This is a genomic window from Mucilaginibacter pineti (assembly GCF_900101875.1).
Classification (GTDB): domain Bacteria; phylum Bacteroidota; class Bacteroidia; order Sphingobacteriales; family Sphingobacteriaceae; genus Mucilaginibacter; species Mucilaginibacter pineti.
This window is the reverse complement of the sequence record NZ_FNAI01000011.1, coordinates 233,833-251,745: the sequence shown is the minus strand read 5'-3', so window position 1 is coordinate 251,745 and position 17,913 is coordinate 233,833. Positions and strand designations below refer to the sequence as shown.

Genomic DNA, 17,913 nt, shown 5'->3' with positions numbered 1-17,913 from the left:
CCTTTCACCTTTCACCTTTCACCTTTCACCTTTCACCTTTCACCTTTCACCTTTCACCTTTCACCTTTCACCTTTCACCTTTCACCTTTCACCTTTTCGCACTATCTTTGCCCTTGTGAGCGAGAAAACCATACTTAAACTGCAATTACCTACCGATCCGCTTTGGGTTAAAAATGTTGTGGAAAGCAATATTGAAGAGCTTTTAACCGATCATGCTTATTGCGAGCAAAAGGCGGCAACCAATGCTATTACCCTTATTGTACAAAACCCCAACCTGTCAGATATGGTACAGGAGATGATAGCATTGGCACAGGAAGAGATGGATCACTTTAAGCGTGTTCACGAAATTTTATTGCAGCGCGGTTTTAAATTGGGTAAGGAGCGAAAAGATAATTACGTGAACGAATTGCGTAAATTCATTATCGTAGGTGGCGGTCGCGAAGCACAGTTGATTGACAGGTTATTGTTTTCGGCCATGATTGAGGCCCGCAGCTGCGAGCGCTTTAAGGTACTGTCAGAAAATATAAACGACACCCATCTGTCTGAATTTTATCATGAACTGATGGTGAGTGAAGCAACTCATTATGCCATGTTCATTCGCCTGGCAAAAAAACACGCAGTTGAAATAGATGTTGATAAACGCTGGAAGGAATTTCTGGACTACGAAGCCCAGGTAATTCAAAATTACGGTAAAGGCGAAACCATTCACGGGTAGTTCATCTATACAAACCGGGTAATTACCGATACTTGTTTTTATAGCTCATAATGAATGTATTACTTTACAGCATGTCGCGATTTAAAGCATTTTCGGTTATCATTCATATTGCGGGCTGGTTGCTGTTCATGGCCTTTCCGCTGGTATTTTTAAACAGCCATGGCGAGGATAGTTCAAATTGGCTCATTCTACAAAAGCCCAACTATTGGCTGTTTTGCTACACTTACATTTTCCTTTTTTATAGTAACGCCTACTATTTTATCCCCCTGTTTTTCCTGAAAAAGAAGTACGTGCAGTACAGCATTATGGTGCTGGTATTACTGGCCGGTGTTTCTTATTTAAAACCGTTCGATAGGCTGTTACACAGTACAGATATCCGTACAAATACGCAAATACAGCCCCAAGGACCCGGATTTAATAGTCCGCCGGCAAACCAAGGCGGCCCAGGCGGACCGCCGCCGGGTGGAGGGCCAGGGCCGCAAGCAAAAGACGGGCATAACCAACCGCCGCCGCCATCGTTTCAACCTAATCAAGGTGGCAATGGTAATATGGGGCCTAACCGCCAACCGGTGCGCAGGCGACCGATTGATAGCTCAAGTCTTTTCATATTTGTAATGATAATGGCGTTAAGTATCGCCATTATAACGGTGCAGCAATGGCAGGCCACCGAGCAACGCGCAACACAAGCCGAAGCTGATAAAGCCAGTGCCGAACTCTCCTTTTTAAAAGCACAAATAAACCCGCACTTTTTGTTTAATACCCTTAATAACATTTACACACTGGCCGTAACAAAGGATGATAATGCGCCCGATAGTATCATGAAGTTATCAAATATTATGCGCTACGTAACCGATGATGTTGTGGAAGATTTTGTCCCGCTTAAAAGCGAGATTGACTGCATCAGCGATTATATTGAATTGCAAAAGCTGCGCATTGGCCAAAATACCCAGATTACTTACACAGTAGATGGCAACACAGAAGGTAAAACAATAGCCCCGCTGGTGTTGATGACCTTCATTGAAAACGTTTTTAAATACGGCATCAGCAAGCATGAAAATTCCGATATTGATATCAGCATAAATACCAATGGAAATGATATCTCGTTCTTTTGCCGAAATCGTATTTTTACCGGCCGGGCAGAAAATCAGCGCACCGGCATCGGCATAAAAAACACAAAACAGCGTTTAGCTTATTTATATCCTAATAAACACTTGTTAAACATCAGCAGCCAAAACGATGAATACACCGTTCAGCTCACCTTACAGGCTTAAATATGGTGCTAAAATGTATTGCTATTGATGATGAACCGCTGGCCTTAAGGCTGATAAGCGAATATGTATCGCGTTTTCCCTCGTTACAGCTGATAAAAACCTTTGATGATGCCATATCCGGCGCCGAGTTTTTAAAGAGTAAGCCTGTCGACCTGCTTTTTATCGACATCAATATGCCCGATATTACAGGGATAGATCTCGTGCGCTCGCTGGAGGTTAAGCCTATCGTAATTTTTACCACAGCTTATAAAAACTTCGCGTACGAAGGTTTTGAACTGGAGGCACTGGACTATCTATTAAAACCCATCGATTTTAAACGTTTTGAAAAAGCCGTTGAAAAGGCTGTTGATTACCATCAATACAAAAACAAAACAAACACCGAAGCGCCAGACGAAAGCCTGTATGTATACTCGGAATACCGGATGGTAAAGATTGATCTGAACTCCATTGAGTATATTGAAAGTATGGAAGACTATATCAAGATCCATATTACCAATGAGAAAACGGTACTAACCCTTATGCCCCTGAAAAAGGTACTGGAAAAACTCCCTGCCGATAAATTTCAGCGCATCCACCGTAGTTATATTGTACCTGTTAACAAGATCCGCTCTATCCAAAACCGTAAGGTTAAACTTACCGATGTAGAGCTGCCGGTGAGCGACACCTATCATGATGTTATTCGTAACTGGATGAAATTCAGATGAAAAAACCGGCTTTATCGGCACATAACACCCATTTACCGACACCCCTTCTGTTTCCTTAGCACCACCCTGTAGCTTTACATTAATTAATAGATCAAGTATTAACCTTATTAATTTTTGTGATCATGGAACGAAAAAACTTTCTCCGCACGTTTGTAGTAGCGGCTGCTGCAGGCCCCCTGGTATTTGAAGCCTGTAAAAAGGATTCGACCTCAACCAAAACCGATACCTCTACCAGCACCAAATCAACCAATGGCGCAAGCTGTACAGTTTCTCCTACCGAAACAGAGGGCCCATTCCCATACGCAAGTGGCGAAATAAATAACCCGCTAAACCGTAGCGATATTACAGGTGGACAAACCGGCCTACCCTTAACGGTAAATTTTCTGGTAGTAAACGTTAGCGACAATTGCAATGTAGTTACCGGTGCCCGTGTTGATATTTGGCATTGCAATAAGGATGGATATTACTCGGGTTACGGCAACCAACCCGGTATTTTGGGCACCAAAAGTTATATTGGCGAAACATGGTTACGCGGTTACCAGCTTACCGATAGCACAGGTGTTGCAAAGTTCGGCACCATTTACCCGGGCTGGTACAGCGGCAGGGCCACACATATACACATGGAAGTGTTTGTTAACGGCGTACTTAAAAAAACTACGCAGATGACATTTTCTGAAGCGATATCGGATGCGGTTCATGTATCAGCGCTTTATAAAGATCACGGTGTAAACACCACCCGCAACACCAGCGACCAGGTGTTCGGGGACTCGGCTACTGATCTTGCCAACGAAACCATATCCCTGGCCGGAAACCTGACTGACGGTTACTCGGGAACTTTTACAATTGGCATATCGCTTTAATTAGAATGGTCTTCATTCACTAAATCGCTGATTCATTAACTCAAAATTATCCAAAGATGGCACTTATAAAATTAGCATATAAACAGATCATCGATGCATCGGCCCAGGGAGAGTTCGAAAAGCGGGTTTTCCATGCATCGTACCAGGAGTTTTTATTGAAAATGCAGACTTACAATCCCGATAGGAAGTTTAAAACCTTTACCGAGTTAAAAGCGCATGATGGCCGGGCAAACTCGTTACACTATAAACTGAGCTTTGCAGTAGGCCATTTTTTTGAAATGCTGAATGGCCGCATCCCCGAATTAAAGGATAACCTTGGTAATCAGCTAAAATTTGAAATCCCCCAGTTTGAGCTGATGGAGTCAGATATCGACGACAGATCGGCACATAAACTGGCCATCATTTATACCACTGGCACCCTCAATTTGCTTAACCAGCTTGCGGAGTTTATGATACTTGCCGACGGCGATGCAACCGACAAAGCCGCCCAGGATACTTTTATAGTAAAAATGCAGTCCAACCTTTCTATCATTAGTTACCAGGCGGATGAAGAACCAGCCATACTTGCCCTAAACGGCAGACAATATAATTAACCACACCGTTCATCCATACATTGTACCCATTTACCGATACATAATAGGTTATACGGGCATTCACCATCATATTTACAATACTATCCCAATAAAGCAGTTGCAAAATTGGGGTTTAAGGTCCCTTTTTCATAATAGTTTCGATAGGCGTCTGTGTACTTATACACAGGCGCTTTTTTAAAAGGTTACAAATTTAAACCAGGCTTAGTAAGTCCATGTATGGTGGTGGATAGACCACGGCGAGGATGATTTTAGTGAATAGACTTAAAACCCACTACATTTTTCAAATAATTATCCATCATATCAATATCAACCACATCGTTTATAAAACCGATATGCATATCCGGACGAACAATGATGGCTTTCTTTTGCTTCTCTTTTATTTCAAAAGCATCAAACACCTGTTGATTTTTGGCAGATGGCGGCAGGTAAAAGAAGTTAAGATTGGCGGGATATTTCTGGGTTATCCATTTGGCAAGGGTGAACAAGTCAATTTCCTGTAGTTTGCCCAGGGCTATCATGGTGAAGCCTGGTTTGCTGCACCATTCCTGTAAGTCGGTTTCTACTTGCTTTTTTTCGTCAAACACTTTCAGGTAAGGCAGCCTGTCGCCGGCCTTTATTTGGGTTGATTGGCTTAGGTGCAGGTTAAGCTGACTTTCGCGATAGCTGATGCCCGTTTGCGATACGCGAATAAAAAAAGCTTTTCGCAACCCCGGTTTACCCCAGGCTGTTTTCAGCACGGTTGGCAGCAGCCATTTTTTAAATAAGCCAATGAACCAATTACGGGAGAGGATCATTTTAAAGATCCGGTCGGTTGTATTCAGCAGATCTTTGGCTACCGGCATCCGCTCGGTGGCGTAGCTATCTAAAATACTTGCTTTAAGCTGGTCATTTACCACTCCGGCCAGTTTCCAGGCCAGGTTATAGGCATCCTGCAAGCCGGTGTTCATGCCCTGCCCGCCAACCGGCGAGTGGATATGGGCCGCATCTCCAATTAAAAAACAATTCTCGTTTTTGAAATTATCGGCCATGCGGTGGTGCAGGCGGTATTCGGTAAACCAGTTGGTGTGCTCTACCTGTATTTCCTGCCCGGTTATGGCGTTCAAAAAGGGTAATACATCTTCAATTTTAAGTTCGGCGACGTTGTCAAATTCATCGGGCAGGTTACCAACTATGCGATAGCAATGTTCCTCGGGCATCGGGAAAAATGCCGAAAACCCTTTTTTTGATAAAAACAGATCAACCTTATCGCCCAATTGATTAGCTATTTTAACATCGGCCAGGTAAAACTTGTGCTGATAAGTATCGCCCGTAAATGGTATCTGTAATTGCTTGCGAACAACGCTATGTGCACCATCGGCACCGATAACCCAATTACAGGTAAGCGTTTGTACGGCCTCCCCATTTTGCAATTGTGCCGTTACTCCAGATGCGTTTTGCGTAATATTTAATAACGAAGTATTCCAGTAAACAGGGCAGCAGTTAAGTGTAAGGTAATCAAGCAGCAGGCGTTCGTTCTTGCTTTGCTGGTACATGAGTATGTAGGGAAAAGCGGTTTGGCCCTCGCCCACATTATCAAGCGGAAGTTCTGCAACTTGCTTTCCTTCCTGGTTAAAAATAACCCCGCCAGCTTTTTTACCACCTTCAATTATCCGGTCGATAACACCCATTTGCCGATAAATTTCCAGTGAACGGGCTTGAACAGCCAACGCCTTTGATTGATTGGTAGGCCCTTGTTTAGTATCAATAATTACGGGTTGCACACCATAACGCAGCAACTGGGCGGCCATCATTAATCCCGAAGGACCGGCGCCCACAATCAACACCTGGGTATGTTGCTGCGTAATGGTCATTCTTTATTAATGAAATAACAGGAAAATTGTTGGGCGTTTATGCAATTCAGGTATCTTTTTTTGCCAGTCGGCTATGGTTTTGGTTTGCACAAACTCAGTAGCGGCTGTAAGATCGGTTGCTATACAAAGTTTTGTTTTTGGCGATGCCGTTTTTAGGATCTCCTCCAGCATTGGATTATTGCGGAAAGGTGTTTCAATGAAAATTTGCGTTTGGTCGTTCTTAGTGGCCAGTGCTTCCAGTTCCTTTATTTTTTTACTGCGTAATAATTTATCTATGGGTAGGTAGCCATTAAACGTAAAGCTTTGTCCATTAAAGCCCGATGCCATCAGCGCCAGCAAAATAGAACTGGGACCTACCAACGGTACTACTTTTATCCCCATGCGGTGTGCCTTGTCCACAATTTCGGCACCGGGATCTGCAATACCGGGGCAGCCAGCTTCGCTCATCAGGCCTACATCGTTACCGGCCTGTAGGCCTTTAAAAAAGTCGGCCTTGCCCATATCACGGTTGTGTTTGCTGTAGTCATGAATGGTAAGTTCACTTTGTGGCGTTTTTAAACCAGCCTCTTTTAAAAACTTGCGGGCTGTTTTCTCATTTTCAACAATATACTCCTTAATACTATTAATAGTATCAACCAGGTAAGGGGTAAATGATTTCGCGGCCGCTTCATCAGCAAGGGGCACGGGTATTAAATAAAGGGTTCCATAGGGCATATTGCAAAGTTGGTGTTTTTTGTTTAATTTAAGCTATTGAAAGGAGCCTGAAACATGAATTCATTGGGTGTAAACTGGTTTATTGAAGGGTATATTGATTTTGAACACAAAAAATACCTGCTGCTTAACTACTTACAGGAAATTAACCGCCATTTTGATAAAAGCAGGCTGTACCCCAACCTGGCCGATCTGATCTTTCACTACAATAACCTTGTAGGTTTTAAAAAGAACAAAACACTGCTGCAACAGGCTTTTCCACAACGGCTTACACAGGCAGATATCGACGCCGTGAAACTTACTTATCAAAAAATAATTAAAGACGACCAAAGCATGCAGGAAATTGAGCAGATTATTGGGTTTGCGATGGTGAAAATGGATCCGGCGATACAGATAGGGAAGGAGATTTATGATTTTGTGGAGAGCCGCCTCAATATAGATCCGGTGGGGATTATACCGTTGATGCCTTATCACGGCTACTTTTCGTTACGCAACGGCAAGGAGCGTACCAACTGGATCTACGAATACCAGATCACTATTTTTGAAGGTAAGGACGATAAATACCGCGGCATCAACGTGAATTTTATTGAAACCTACGAACACAGTATCACCAACACGCCCGAAGCAATAAAGCTCAATTTAATAAGCCGCAATAAATTTTTACCCAACCCGGCAGTATATTATGTGCACAGCGATATAACTTTTCCGTTAGAGCAAACGCTGCTGCCGGTAGCCAAAAGAACTTTGGTGAAGTATATTTCAAACGCTGCGTAGAGGGTTTGTCTTTTTTGAGCCTGTCATCCTGAGGTACGAAGGATCTATTCGTAAACTATGCACGGCGCATAATAGATGCTTCACTACGTTCAGCATGACAAAAAATGCGGTAAAAAACACAATAAAAAAAGCCGTCACACCAAGTCAAAAAACTTAGCTCAACGGCCTTTAAATTATAATAGAGTTGGGTTAAAAAATTACTCTAATGTGATCTGTCTCCTGATACTTTCTTCAAGTGAAATGAAAGTTTCGGTACGTTGGATGCCTTTTACACCCTGAATTTGCTCATTTAAAACCTCGCGCAGGTGGGTGGTATCATGGCATACAATTTTGGCAAAAATGCTCCATTCGCCTGTGGTATAGTGCAGTTCTACAATTTCTTTAATGGTTTTCAATTGCTTAACGGCCTCATTATATTGTGAGCCTTTTTCAAGATAAATGCCCAAAAAGGCAGTAATATCATAGCCAAGTTTTTGAGGATCAACTTCTAAACTGGCACCTTTTATTACACCCATCTCTTCCAACTTCTTCATCCTCACGTGTATGGTTCCGCCAGAAACGATTAACTCTTTAGCTATCTCGGTGTATGGCGTGGTAGCATTTTTCATTAATATTGATAAAATCTGTATATCGAGATTATCAATTTCTAAATTTTGAGCTTTTCTGTGGGACATAAATTTGAATATCTATATTGAAATACAAGTTTAATTAAAATTTGAATAAAAATAAAATATTTTTGTTGAAATATTTGCAAGGAATTGATAGGTCTATTAAATTTGTATCAAGCAAATGACAATTGCTTATCGTTCTTTAAACAAAAAAACAATGTTGGGTGGTGAAATTTTTGGCAGACACACCTCCTTGTCCCGGTGGCGGAGATCATAGGAAACCCGAAGCGGGCTAACTACTCTGTGGAGGTTCGAATCCTTCCCCAACAGCAATCTCACATAGGCGGAGATTATATCCTGTAGGATGGTGAAATTTTTGGCAGACACACCTCCTTGTCGCGGTGGCGGAGAAATTGGGAAACTTTTAGCAATAAAAATAACCACTCCGTGGAGGTTCGACCCCTTCTCCTACAGCTCTTCTCATAATTTAGGTTTATAATTGGTTAGTAAAGGCCCCTGCCCATCAGGGGCTTTGCTGTTTTTAAGCCTTTTTTTTAATCGCAACAAGCAGAAATTTTTAAAATCCCACATAAGCCAGTACCGTTTCCTGGGAACTTTTACCGTTGGCATCGGTAACAATAAGCGCGCCTTTGCGGTATAGCACTATGCCTTCCCAGTTATTTTTATATCCCGGGAAAGTGGCAACCTGCTCCCATTTTTTTGCGTTGCGGTTTTTTAACGACACAATACGGGCAAATGTAGTAGGCGGCGTTTTGAGGTAAGCCGGTTTTTTATCAAGACTATCCCGCAGGGCAGGAATTATTTTTTTGATGTTATCCTCCTGGTTATTAAGCTTTGGGTTAGCCAGGTAATATTTATAATCGCCATTCCAGAAATAGTTTATGCCGTAAATCTTGTCCTTATCAGTAACCGCGATATCCGTGATCCTGAAATACAGTTGCGGCGTTTTAATGGCTTGGGGTTGTTTAGTAAACGAGGTATCAATCAAATACCCCATCCCGCCGCCGGGCATTCCATTGTATTCATAATAAGCCAGCAACTTTTTTTCTTTTGGCAGCCAGGTAACAGCCTCGAAACCGGCATTATAGATCAGTTCGGGACGTTTTAGGGATACAATGTGAGCTGCATCGACAATAATTTGCGCGTTAACAGTATCTAATTTTGCTTTAAGCAGGTAACAATTTTCATATTTATCATCGCTTTCAATAGATAAATACACCGTGTTGTTAACAATACTAATGGCTTCAAAACCTTCGTATTCATTACCTATATTATCCGGCAGTTTATCAAGGTTGATCACTTTAAAAATTTTGTAGCCTGTTAAAGCAGTATCTCTTCCCTCTATTACCCTGTCAATACTATCCTGCAATAAGCTGTAGATCTGAAACTCGCCCTTTAAATTATCTTTCTTAACGGGTGTTTTATGGTCGCCGTACTGCGGCAGTAAATAAACACGGCCGTTGTATTTGGCCATGCCTGAGTATTCTTCGGCCCGGCTACTGATGTTTTTGGGCAACGGTATGGTTTTATAATGATTTTGACCGTAAACCGTAACAGCGCAAAACAGTGCTACGCAAAGTATCAATAGTTTAAAGCCAACCCTTTTATACATAGCTCAAAAATTATAACCAAAAGTACAATGTGCTTATTAATAAATCATGAAGTACATAAAAAGGCTTGTATGAAAGTGCGGGGTACGAGTTGCGGGGATGCGAGCCAAAAGTGTTCGAAACCTTAGAGATTTATAAAAAAGTTGTCATTTCGACGAGCCCGCATGGGAATTGTGTGTGGGGGTGGCAAGGAGAAATCTTCAACGAAACACTGAGTCCACTTGCATTCGCAGAAGATTTCTCCTCGTACCTCGTCGAAATGACACCCTTTTTTATTTGTTTTGAACACTTATGGATGCGAGCTGATAACAAGATCAGATAAAACATGCAAATCACAATCATATCAATCCCACAACTCACACCCCGATCCCCGAACCCGATCCCCATCCCCGCATCTTATTTAATTGTAAATACTTGTAACTAACCTATATATTTACGGCTAAAGGCAAAGATTTAACAAAATTTAACATTTGAGGCATAATTTTCCTTGGCAAAAAAAAGTTTGTGTGATTAAGTTTGCCTTTCGAAATTAAAATGGGTTCATGGAAGATTTAAATACAAATACCGGAAATATTTCGTCGGGCGCGGTTACCGGCAGTACATCGTACTCAACAGATATCAGGGCGCTGAACGAAATGATACAAAAGGAAAGTGCCTTTATTGATCTCCTTAAAATGGAGATGGATAAAGTGATTGTTGGTCAAAAATATATGGTGGAGCGCCTGCTGATCGGTTTACTGGCCGATGGGCACATCCTGTTGGAAGGTGTACCGGGGCTGGCAAAAACGCTGGCTATTAATACGCTTGCAAAAGCTGTTCAGGTTGATTACAGCCGTATCCAGTTCACGCCCGATCTGTTACCTGCCGATTTATTAGGTACCATGATCTACAACCAGAAAAAGGAAGAGTTCATTGTTCGTAAAGGACCATTATTCTCCAACTTTATCCTGGCCGATGAGATTAACCGTGCCCCTGCCAAAGTGCAAAGCGCATTGCTGGAGGCCATGCAGGAGCGCCAGGTAACCATTGGCGATAATACCTTCCCGCTGCCAAACCCATTCCTGGTATTGGCTACCCAAAACCCTATTGAACAGGAAGGTACTTACCCGTTGCCCGAAGCACAGGTTGACCGTTTTATGCTGAAAGTGGTAATTGGCTACCCCGAGAAGGAAGATGAAAAGCGCATCATCCGAGCAAACATTTTACCGGGCGGCATGCCAAAACCATCGCCAATTATTAAACCCGAAGAAATTATACGTGCCCGCAAAGTTGTTCGCGAAGTATATATGGACGAGAAGATTGAGCAATACATCATCGATATTGTTTTCGCAACCCGTTTCCCCGAGCAATATAAACTGGCGCATTACAAAAACCTGGTTACTTATGGCGCATCGCCGCGTGCAAGTATCAACCTGGCATTGGCAGCAAAGGCTTATGCGTTTATAAAACGTCGTGGCTATGTAATACCCGAGGATGTACGCGCTATTTGTCATGATGTTTTACGCCACCGTATTGGCTTAAGCTACGAGGCCGAAGCCGAAAACATCACCACAGAAAATATAATTACCGGCATTTTAAATGTGGTAGAGGTACCGTAAGGCCTCACCCCGGCCCTCTCCAAAGGAGAGGGAGGTAATAAGGAGTATTAAAAAAAACAGGAATTTACATGCCTCTGTAATTGGGGGTTAAGAAGTCCTCTCCTTTGGAGAGGATTTAGGTGAGGCTTATGGCTAAGGATACCAAGGAACTTTTAAAAAAAGTAAGGAAGATAGAGATCAAAACCCGGGGGCTAAGTAACCACCTGTTTTCGGGCGAGTATCATTCGGCTTTCAAAGGGCGCGGTATGGCCTTTAGCGAGGTACGCGAATACCAGATCGGAGATGAAATCCGCACTATCGACTGGAACGTTACCGCCCGTTTTAACCACCCGTACGTAAAAGTATTTGACGAAGAGCGCGAGCTTACCGTTATGTTGTTGATGGACGTAAGCGGTTCCGAAAACTTCGGTACTCAAAACCAGCAAAAACAGGATCTGGCTACTGAGCTTTGCGCAGTGCTGGCGTTTTCGGCCATTCAAAATAATGATAAGGTTGGGGTTATATTTTTTAGCGATAAGATAGAAAAATTCATTCCACCAAAAAAAGGCCGCAGTCATATCCTCATGATCATCAGGGAACTGATAGATTTTAAACCCGAGAATAAAGGCACCGATGTTGGCGTAGCGCTTAAATATTTTACCAGTGTTATTAAAAAGAAGTGTACAGCCTTTATCCTGTCAGATTTTATTAGTCCGGGTTTTGAGGATGCGCTGAAGATAGCCAATAAAAAGCACGACATTATTGCCTTGCGCCTTTATGATAAGCACGAGCAGGAGTTCCCTAACCTGGGCCTTATCCCCATGAAAGATGAAGAAACCGACCAGGTGATATGGGTAAACACCGCCGACGAGCACGTACGCCAGGCCTTTAAAGCCGATGCGCTAAAACGAAACGGCCTGCTTAATGAAACTTTTAAAAGATCGGGGGTCGATTTTACAAGCGTGGGCACCCATGAATCATACGTGAAACCATTAATGACACTATTTAAAAAGCGGGAAAGCAGAAAATGATGAGGCAGTATTATACATATTTCTTGTTGTTATTGTTGCTTACAGGTACTTTTTTAAAGGCCAGCGCGCAAACCCCACAAGCCGGCGCCAAGCTCGACAGGACTTCTATTATGCTTGGTGAACAAACCCAGCTACACCTGAGCTTAAAGTTTAAAGTAAAGGATAAGGTGGAGTTCCCGGTACTAAAGGATTCTATCGGCAAGATACAAATTGTAAGCAGCAGTAAAACAGATACCATTTTTGATAAGGACGATCTGAGCCTGGAAACTATTCATAAAAGCTATACCGTTACCGCATTTGATAGCGGCGAATACGTAATTCCATCCTACGCGTTTAAAACCCCGGCAGGCGTTGTGAGTTCGCCGCCCTTATCGTTAAATGTAACGCCGCCAACTGATATCGATACCAGCAAGGCTTTTAAAGATATTAAGCAGCCACTAACCGTAAAATACACGTTTTTGGATTGGCTGCGCGACAATTGGAAATTGGTAGCAGGTGGTTTTGCAGCTATTTTGGTTATTGCCGGTATTATATACTATTTTATAAAACGACCTAAGAAAGAAGTAGTTGTTGAAGAAGTTAAACCTGCAATACCACCACATATTATCGCCTTGCAAAAGCTGGCCGAAATACGGGATAAAAAGCTCTGGCAGCAGGAGCAAACCAAGCAGTACTACATTGAACTGAGCGACGTGGTGCGCGAGTATCTGGAAAGCCGCTATGCAATACAAGCGCTGGAGCAAACATCCGATGAGATCTTCGCCAGTCTGCGTTACATGGATATTGCCGAAGAACAACGGAATGTATTGCGCCAAACCCTTATCCTGGCCGATTTGGTGAAGTTTGCCAAGGAAAAACCACTACCGTTTGAAAACGAGCAAACTATTGAAAATGCCATGAGCTTTGTAACCAAAACGCAGCCGGTACAGGTACAGCAGCCATTACCTATAAAAGAAGAGGGCAACAAATGAGCTGGTTTAAAGGAATAGAATTTGCCCACCCCGGATTTTTCTGGCTGTTTATCACCATACCGCTAATGGTTGGCTGGTACATCTGGAAACAAAAACAATTACAGGGTAACCTTAATGTACCTTCTATAAAGGGCTTTACCATTATTAAAAAAAGCATGGTGCCGCGTTTCAGGCATCTGGGTATCATATTACGATCATTGGCTATGGCGGCTTTGGTAGTGGCGCTGGCAAGACCGCAATCGTCCTTAAGCTGGCAGGATTCTACTACCGAGGGTATCGATATCATGATAGCATCTGATATTTCGGGCAGTATGCTTGCCGAAGATTTTAAGCCCAACCGTTTGGAGGCAGGTAAAAATATCGCCATAGATTTTATCAAGAACCGCCCGAACGACCGGATAGGTCTGGTGATCTTCAGCGGTGAAAGCTTTACGCAATGCCCGCTTACTATTGATCATGACGTACTGATCAACCTTTACGCCGATATCAAGAACGGTATGATAACCGATGGTACCGCCATTGGTATGGGATTGGCAACAGCTGTAAACCGCCTGCGGGGCAGCGAGGCTAAAAGCAAGGTGATAATCTTGCTCACCGATGGATCAAACAATGCTGGTTCTATCCCGCCAATTACTGCTGCCGAAATTGCCAAGCAATTTAACGTGCGTGTGTATACAGTTGGTTTGGGTACCAATGGTTATGCACCTTACCCGGTTCAAACGCCCATTGGCATACAATACCAGCGGATGAAAGTTGATATAGATGAGGGTACACTATCAAAAATAGCCAGTATTACGGGTGGTAAATATTTCAGGGCCACCAATAACGAAACACTGAAAGATATTTATACCCAGATTGATAAACTGGAAAAAGCCAAGATAGATGTTACCCAGTATCGCAAAAAAACAGAAATGTTTATGCCTTGGGCCATCATAGCGCTGGCTTTATTATCGCTTGAATTTTTATTGAAAAACACCCTGTTTAAAGGGGCCTTAACTTAATAGATGCTACGTTTTGCACATATAGATTTTTTATACGGACTGGCAGCAATCCCGGTCTTTATCATCCTGTTTTTAGTGGTAAGCCGCTGGAAAAAGAAGGCTGTTGCTTCCCTGGGCGATAAAAATGTGGTAAGGGAAATGATGCCGCACGTATCGTTTTCACGTCCGTGGCTAAAGTTCATCTTCTTTATACTGGCTTATGCTATGGTTATCGTGGGCTTGTCTGATCCGCAGCTGGGTTCAAAAACCGAGGAGGTGAAACGCAAAGGCGCTGATCTGATGATCTTACTCGACGTATCAAACAGTATGCTGGCGCAGGATCTGGCCCCAAACAGGTTGGAGAACGCCAAACAAGCCATTGCCCAGCTGATAGATAAAATGCACGACGACCGTATCGGCATCATTGTATTTGCGGGGCAGGCTTATGTACAGTTGCCTATCACTACAGATTACTCGGCAGCAAAATTATTTTTGAGCACCATTAACACCAATATGGTACCTACACAGGGTACCGCTATTGGCGCGGCAATAGACCTGGGTATGCAGTCGTTTGATTTTAAGAATGGTACCGGCAAAGCAATGGTAATTATTACCGATGGCGAAAACCACGAAGACAATGCCGTTGAAGCGGCCAAAAACGCAAGGGCTAAGGATGTGGCTGTTAGTGTGGTTGGCGTAGGCTCGGCCAATGGCGCGCCTATCCCTATCATAACCGATGGCAGACAAACAGGCTTCCATACCGACAGTACCGGCCAACAAGTTATAAGCAAGCTGAGCGAGGACATGTGTAAGGATATTTCATCGGCAGGCGGGGGCGTTTATGTGCGGGCCAACAACTCAAACAGCGGCCTTGATATTGTGATGGACCAGATAGGAAAAATGCAGCGCAAAATGTACGACAGCAAAACCTACAAGGACTTTGAAGATCGTTTCCAGTTTTTCCTGGCTATTGCATTCGCGTTGTTATTGATTGAGTTTTTTATATCAAACCGTAAAAACATGCGGTTGAGCGGGTTAAAATTATTTGAAGTAAAAAAGCCATGAAGCAATTTATCATAGTTGTATTATTACTGCTGCAGGCTTCTTTCCTTTTTGCCCAGCAGGAAAAAAAGTATATTAAAAAAGGTAACGACCTTTATCAGCAGCAAAATTATAAGGAGGCCGAGGCCAACTACAGGCAGTCGGTAGGTAAGGCCGCAAAAACCGTTGAGGGAAATTTTAACCTTGGCGATGCCTTGTACAAACAAAAAAAATATGATGAGGCAGGCGCTCAATTTACCAAAATAGCCACTGAATCAAAAGATAAACAGGTTGCGGCTAAGGCATATCATAATTTGGGTAACTCATTTATGGAGGGCAAAAAATACGAGGAAAGTGTTGCTGCCTATAAAAAATCGTTATTGAGAAATCCGCAGGATGATGAAACCCGCTACAACCTGGCATATGCTCAAAAAATGCTGAAAAAGCAACAGGATAAGGATAAGCAGGACAAAAAGAACGACAAGAACAAAGACAAGGATAAAAATAAAGACAAGAACAAAGACGATAAAAATAAGGACAAGGATAAGAAAGATCAGGATAAAAAAGACCAGGACAAGAACAAGCAGGACCAGGATAAGAAAGACCAGCAACAACAGCCACAACCAAATAACGTATCAAAAGACGATGCCGAACGTATGCTGGAAGCCCTGAACAACGATGAAAAGCAAACACAGGATAAGCTGAAGAACAAAAAGTTAAAAGGCGCAAAAATGAAGATCTCCAAAGACTGGTAAAGCCTTATGTTCAACAAACAATGAAATTGAAGTTATATATATTATCACTACTGCTGCTTTGCACCAACCTGCTTTACGCAGCCGACCCCAAATTTACCGTATCGGTAAGTAAAACAGAGGTTGGCACTACGGAGCAGTTTGAGGTTACTTTCACCGTAAATACCAATGCCACTAACTTTACAGCGCCGTCTTTCAATGGTTTCCTCGTAGTATCGGGCCCAAATACATCGCAAAGTATGAGTATGATCAACGGGGTTACCTCGTCAAGCGTGGCTTTTAGTTTTGATTTGATTGCCGTTAAGGAAGGTACATACACCATTGGCGCAGCCACCATTGTAGTAAACGGTAAGCAGCTAAACACCAATCCGGTAAAAATAAAGGTAGTAAAAGGCGCGGCGGCACCGCAAAATAATAACCAGCCACAAACGCAGGCACAAAACGGTCCCGATCCGAGGATCAATTCAGGCAGGCCCGGCGATATCTCCAAAAACTTATTTATACTGGCAGCGGTAAATAAAACCAGCGCCTACATAGGTGAACAGCTTACGCTAAGCTATCGCCTTTACACCCGTGTGGCTATTGTTAATAACGAACTTGAAAAACTGTCAGACCTGAATGGCTTTTACAGCCAGGATATTAAAGCACCCGACCAAACGGTACACTGGCGGGTAGAAACTTATAAGGGTTTAAAGTATAACGTAACCGATATCAAACAAAATATCCTGTCGCCAGAACATGCGGGCGATATCACCATCGGCCCCATGATAATGGATTTCATTGTGCGTGAAGCTGCCGCCTCGCAATCACGTGATCCGTTCGACCAGTTTTTTGGGGGATATAATGATGTTAAGTACAAGATAAAAAGTGTTCCGGTAGTTATCCACGTTAAACCCCTGCCAGAAACAGGTAAACAGCTTGGCTTCAGCGGCGCGGTAGGTAAATTCACCATCAGCGCATCGGTTGATAAAACTGAGTTGAAAGCCAACGAACCGCTTAACTACAAGATTAAGGTTACCGGATCGGGAAACATTAAATTGTTGCAGGCCCCGAGTCCTAATTTCCCGCCCGATTTTGAAAAGTACGATCCTAAAACAACCGATACCATTGTTGATAACGAACACGGCTCATCTGGCAGCAAAATTTATACCTACCTGCTCATTCCTCGCCATGGCGGTAATTTCACTATAGAGCCGCTTAAATTTGCTTATTTCGACCTGAATACCCATCGTTATGTAAACCTGCAGACTGCCGGTTTCAATATAAAAGTAGCTAAGGGTGTAAATGAAAATAACGTTACTTCATTTGGTAATAAGCAGGATGTTAAACTTTTAAATAAAGATATCCGCTATATTAAAAGCAATGGCGGCGATATCATCAAAAACGGCGAAGGTTTCTATGACTCCGGGTTGTATTACTTTTTGTTATTGTTCGGTCCGCTTTTATTTGTTGGGGCGCTCATTTATGGCAAATGGTATGAAAAGAATAACAGCGACATTGTTAAAGTAAAGAGCCGCAAGGCAAGTAAAATAGCTGCCAAACATTTGGCCAGCGCGCAGGCGCAACTCTCGGCCAATAACAGCAAGGCATTTTACGAAAATATTTTCAAGGGTCTTTACGGTTACCTGAGCGATAAGTTAAACATTGCGTACGCTGATCTTAACCGCGAAAAAATTGCTGCCGAACTGAAAGCCCGCTCGCTGGACGAGCCGCTGATAAACGAGCTGCTGGATACCCTTGATCTTTGCGATATGGCACGCTATGCCCCGGTAACCGGCATATCTGAACAGCAAATGTTCGACAAGGCAAAAAACATGATAAACGATATTGAAAATAAAATATAA

At 42.9% G+C, this 17,913-nt stretch carries 17 protein-coding genes and 1 tRNA gene; 14 read left to right on the top strand and 4 right to left on the bottom strand.

What is annotated here, in order from left to right:
• From miaE to BLS59_RS22185, 5 genes are all read left to right on the top strand, one after another.
• A partial coding sequence (gene miaE / locus BLS59_RS22205; RefSeq protein ID WP_240315315.1) for a MiaE family protein occupies window positions 1–715 on the top strand: 715 nt, incomplete at its 5' end.
• A gap of 50 nt (window positions 716–765) precedes the next feature.
• The gene (locus BLS59_RS22200) at window positions 766–1,986 is read left to right on the top strand and encodes a sensor histidine kinase (protein ID WP_091152690.1); all 1,221 of its coding nucleotides are present in this window, start codon (window positions 766–768) and stop codon (window positions 1,984–1,986) included.
• A 2-nt stretch (window positions 1,987–1,988) separates the two neighbouring features.
• Window positions 1,989–2,690: a LytR/AlgR family response regulator transcription factor gene (locus BLS59_RS22195; RefSeq protein ID WP_091152688.1), complete on the top strand. Its 702-nt coding sequence runs from the start codon at window positions 1,989–1,991 to the stop codon at window positions 2,688–2,690.
• A gap of 122 nt (window positions 2,691–2,812) precedes the next feature.
• Window positions 2,813–3,550, top strand: coding sequence for a dioxygenase family protein (locus BLS59_RS22190; protein WP_091152686.1), 738 nt, complete (start codon window positions 2,813–2,815; stop codon window positions 3,548–3,550).
• Window positions 3,551–3,606: 56 nt separating this feature from the next.
• Window positions 3,607–4,143 (top strand): hypothetical protein, encoded by a 537-nt coding sequence (locus BLS59_RS22185; RefSeq protein WP_091152684.1) that lies wholly within the window; start codon window positions 3,607–3,609, stop codon window positions 4,141–4,143.
• Window positions 4,144–4,391: 248 nt separating this feature from the next.
• Here BLS59_RS22185 and BLS59_RS22180 read toward each other — a convergent pair whose 3' ends face one another.
• Together BLS59_RS22180 and BLS59_RS22175 are read right to left on the bottom strand one after the other, a co-directional pair.
• Complete coding sequence (locus BLS59_RS22180; protein ID WP_091152683.1) at window positions 4,392–5,993, bottom strand: FAD-dependent monooxygenase; 1,602 nt, start codon at window positions 5,991–5,993, stop codon at window positions 4,392–4,394.
• A gap of 6 nt (window positions 5,994–5,999) precedes the next feature.
• Window positions 6,000–6,707, bottom strand: a complete 708-nt coding sequence (locus BLS59_RS22175; RefSeq protein ID WP_091152681.1) for an SAM-dependent methyltransferase — start codon at window positions 6,705–6,707, stop codon at window positions 6,000–6,002.
• A gap of 54 nt (window positions 6,708–6,761) precedes the next feature.
• On the opposite strand from BLS59_RS22175, the gene BLS59_RS22170 reads away from it, so the two are divergent.
• Window positions 6,762–7,478, top strand: a complete 717-nt coding sequence (locus BLS59_RS22170) for a hypothetical protein (RefSeq protein WP_091152679.1) — start codon at window positions 6,762–6,764, stop codon at window positions 7,476–7,478.
• Window positions 7,479–7,675: 197 nt separating this feature from the next.
• Here BLS59_RS22170 and BLS59_RS22165 read toward each other — a convergent pair whose 3' ends face one another.
• A complete protein-coding gene (locus BLS59_RS22165; RefSeq protein WP_076373882.1) occupies window positions 7,676–8,152 on the bottom strand; it encodes an Lrp/AsnC ligand binding domain-containing protein in 477 nt (158 codons plus the stop codon).
• A gap of 152 nt (window positions 8,153–8,304) precedes the next feature.
• Between BLS59_RS22165 and BLS59_RS31765 the strand changes: the two genes are divergently transcribed.
• Window positions 8,305–8,416: transfer RNA gene (locus BLS59_RS31765), tRNA-Asp, on the top strand.
• A 247-nt stretch (window positions 8,417–8,663) separates the two neighbouring features.
• On the opposite strand, the gene BLS59_RS22160 is transcribed toward BLS59_RS31765, so the two are convergent.
• Window positions 8,664–9,719: a hypothetical protein gene (locus tag BLS59_RS22160; protein WP_091152677.1), complete on the bottom strand. Its 1,056-nt coding sequence runs from the start codon at window positions 9,717–9,719 to the stop codon at window positions 8,664–8,666.
• Between the two features lie 540 nt (window positions 9,720–10,259).
• Here BLS59_RS22160 and BLS59_RS22155 point away from each other — a divergent pair.
• From BLS59_RS22155 to BLS59_RS22125, 7 genes are all read left to right on the top strand, one after another.
• Complete coding sequence (locus BLS59_RS22155) at window positions 10,260–11,315, top strand: AAA family ATPase (protein ID WP_091152675.1); 1,056 nt, start codon at window positions 10,260–10,262, stop codon at window positions 11,313–11,315.
• A gap of 128 nt (window positions 11,316–11,443) precedes the next feature.
• Complete coding sequence (locus BLS59_RS22150; protein WP_091152673.1) at window positions 11,444–12,325, top strand: DUF58 domain-containing protein; 882 nt, start codon at window positions 11,444–11,446, stop codon at window positions 12,323–12,325.
• Window positions 12,322–13,296, top strand: a complete 975-nt coding sequence (locus tag BLS59_RS22145) for a BatD family protein (protein WP_240315314.1) — start codon at window positions 12,322–12,324, stop codon at window positions 13,294–13,296. The genes BLS59_RS22150 and BLS59_RS22145 overlap by 4 nt, the downstream gene beginning before the upstream one ends.
• Window positions 13,293–14,297 (top strand): vWA domain-containing protein, encoded by a 1,005-nt coding sequence (locus tag BLS59_RS22140; RefSeq protein ID WP_205411329.1) that lies wholly within the window; start codon window positions 13,293–13,295, stop codon window positions 14,295–14,297. Before BLS59_RS22145 ends, BLS59_RS22140 begins: the two co-directional genes overlap by 4 nt.
• A gap of 3 nt (window positions 14,298–14,300) precedes the next feature.
• On the top strand, window positions 14,301–15,341 hold the full coding sequence (locus tag BLS59_RS22135) for a vWA domain-containing protein (RefSeq protein ID WP_091152669.1): 1,041 nt from the start codon (window positions 14,301–14,303) through the stop codon (window positions 15,339–15,341).
• Entirely contained in the window at window positions 15,338–16,072 is a 735-nt protein-coding gene (locus tag BLS59_RS22130) for a tetratricopeptide repeat protein (RefSeq protein ID WP_091152668.1), read from the top strand. The genes BLS59_RS22135 and BLS59_RS22130 overlap by 4 nt, the downstream gene beginning before the upstream one ends.
• 20 nt (window positions 16,073–16,092) lie before the next feature.
• On the top strand, window positions 16,093–17,913 hold the full coding sequence (locus BLS59_RS22125; RefSeq protein WP_091152666.1) for a BatD family protein: 1,821 nt from the start codon (window positions 16,093–16,095) through the stop codon (window positions 17,911–17,913).

What these genes read in the sequence shown, in the direction of transcription:
- BLS59_RS22185 (WP_091152684.1), top strand. Translation starts at nt 3,607, where the DNA reads ATGGCACTTATAAAATTAGCATATAAACAGATCATCGATGCATCGGCC.
- BLS59_RS22175 (WP_091152681.1), bottom strand. Translation starts at nt 6,707, where the DNA reads ATGCCCTATGGAACCCTTTATTTAATACCCGTGCCCCTTGCTGATGAA.
- BLS59_RS22160 (WP_091152677.1), bottom strand. Translation starts at nt 9,719, where the DNA reads ATGTATAAAAGGGTTGGCTTTAAACTATTGATACTTTGCGTAGCACTG.
- BLS59_RS22180 (WP_091152683.1), bottom strand. Translation starts at nt 5,993, where the DNA reads ATGACCATTACGCAGCAACATACCCAGGTGTTGATTGTGGGCGCCGGT.
- BLS59_RS22130 (WP_091152668.1), top strand. Translation starts at nt 15,338, where the DNA reads ATGAAGCAATTTATCATAGTTGTATTATTACTGCTGCAGGCTTCTTTC.
- BLS59_RS22145 (WP_240315314.1), top strand. Translation starts at nt 12,322, where the DNA reads ATGATGAGGCAGTATTATACATATTTCTTGTTGTTATTGTTGCTTACA.
- BLS59_RS22125 (WP_091152666.1), top strand. Translation starts at nt 16,093, where the DNA reads ATGAAATTGAAGTTATATATATTATCACTACTGCTGCTTTGCACCAAC.
- BLS59_RS22150 (WP_091152673.1), top strand. Translation starts at nt 11,444, where the DNA reads ATGGCTAAGGATACCAAGGAACTTTTAAAAAAAGTAAGGAAGATAGAG.
- BLS59_RS22140 (WP_205411329.1), top strand. Translation starts at nt 13,293, where the DNA reads ATGAGCTGGTTTAAAGGAATAGAATTTGCCCACCCCGGATTTTTCTGG.
- BLS59_RS22200 (WP_091152690.1), top strand. Translation starts at nt 766, where the DNA reads ATGAATGTATTACTTTACAGCATGTCGCGATTTAAAGCATTTTCGGTT.
- BLS59_RS22135 (WP_091152669.1), top strand. Translation starts at nt 14,301, where the DNA reads ATGCTACGTTTTGCACATATAGATTTTTTATACGGACTGGCAGCAATC.
- BLS59_RS22190 (WP_091152686.1), top strand. Translation starts at nt 2,813, where the DNA reads ATGGAACGAAAAAACTTTCTCCGCACGTTTGTAGTAGCGGCTGCTGCA.
- BLS59_RS22165 (WP_076373882.1), bottom strand. Translation starts at nt 8,152, where the DNA reads ATGTCCCACAGAAAAGCTCAAAATTTAGAAATTGATAATCTCGATATA.
- BLS59_RS22195 (WP_091152688.1), top strand. Translation starts at nt 1,989, where the DNA reads ATGGTGCTAAAATGTATTGCTATTGATGATGAACCGCTGGCCTTAAGG.
- BLS59_RS22170 (WP_091152679.1), top strand. Translation starts at nt 6,762, where the DNA reads ATGAATTCATTGGGTGTAAACTGGTTTATTGAAGGGTATATTGATTTT.
- BLS59_RS22155 (WP_091152675.1), top strand. Translation starts at nt 10,260, where the DNA reads ATGGAAGATTTAAATACAAATACCGGAAATATTTCGTCGGGCGCGGTT.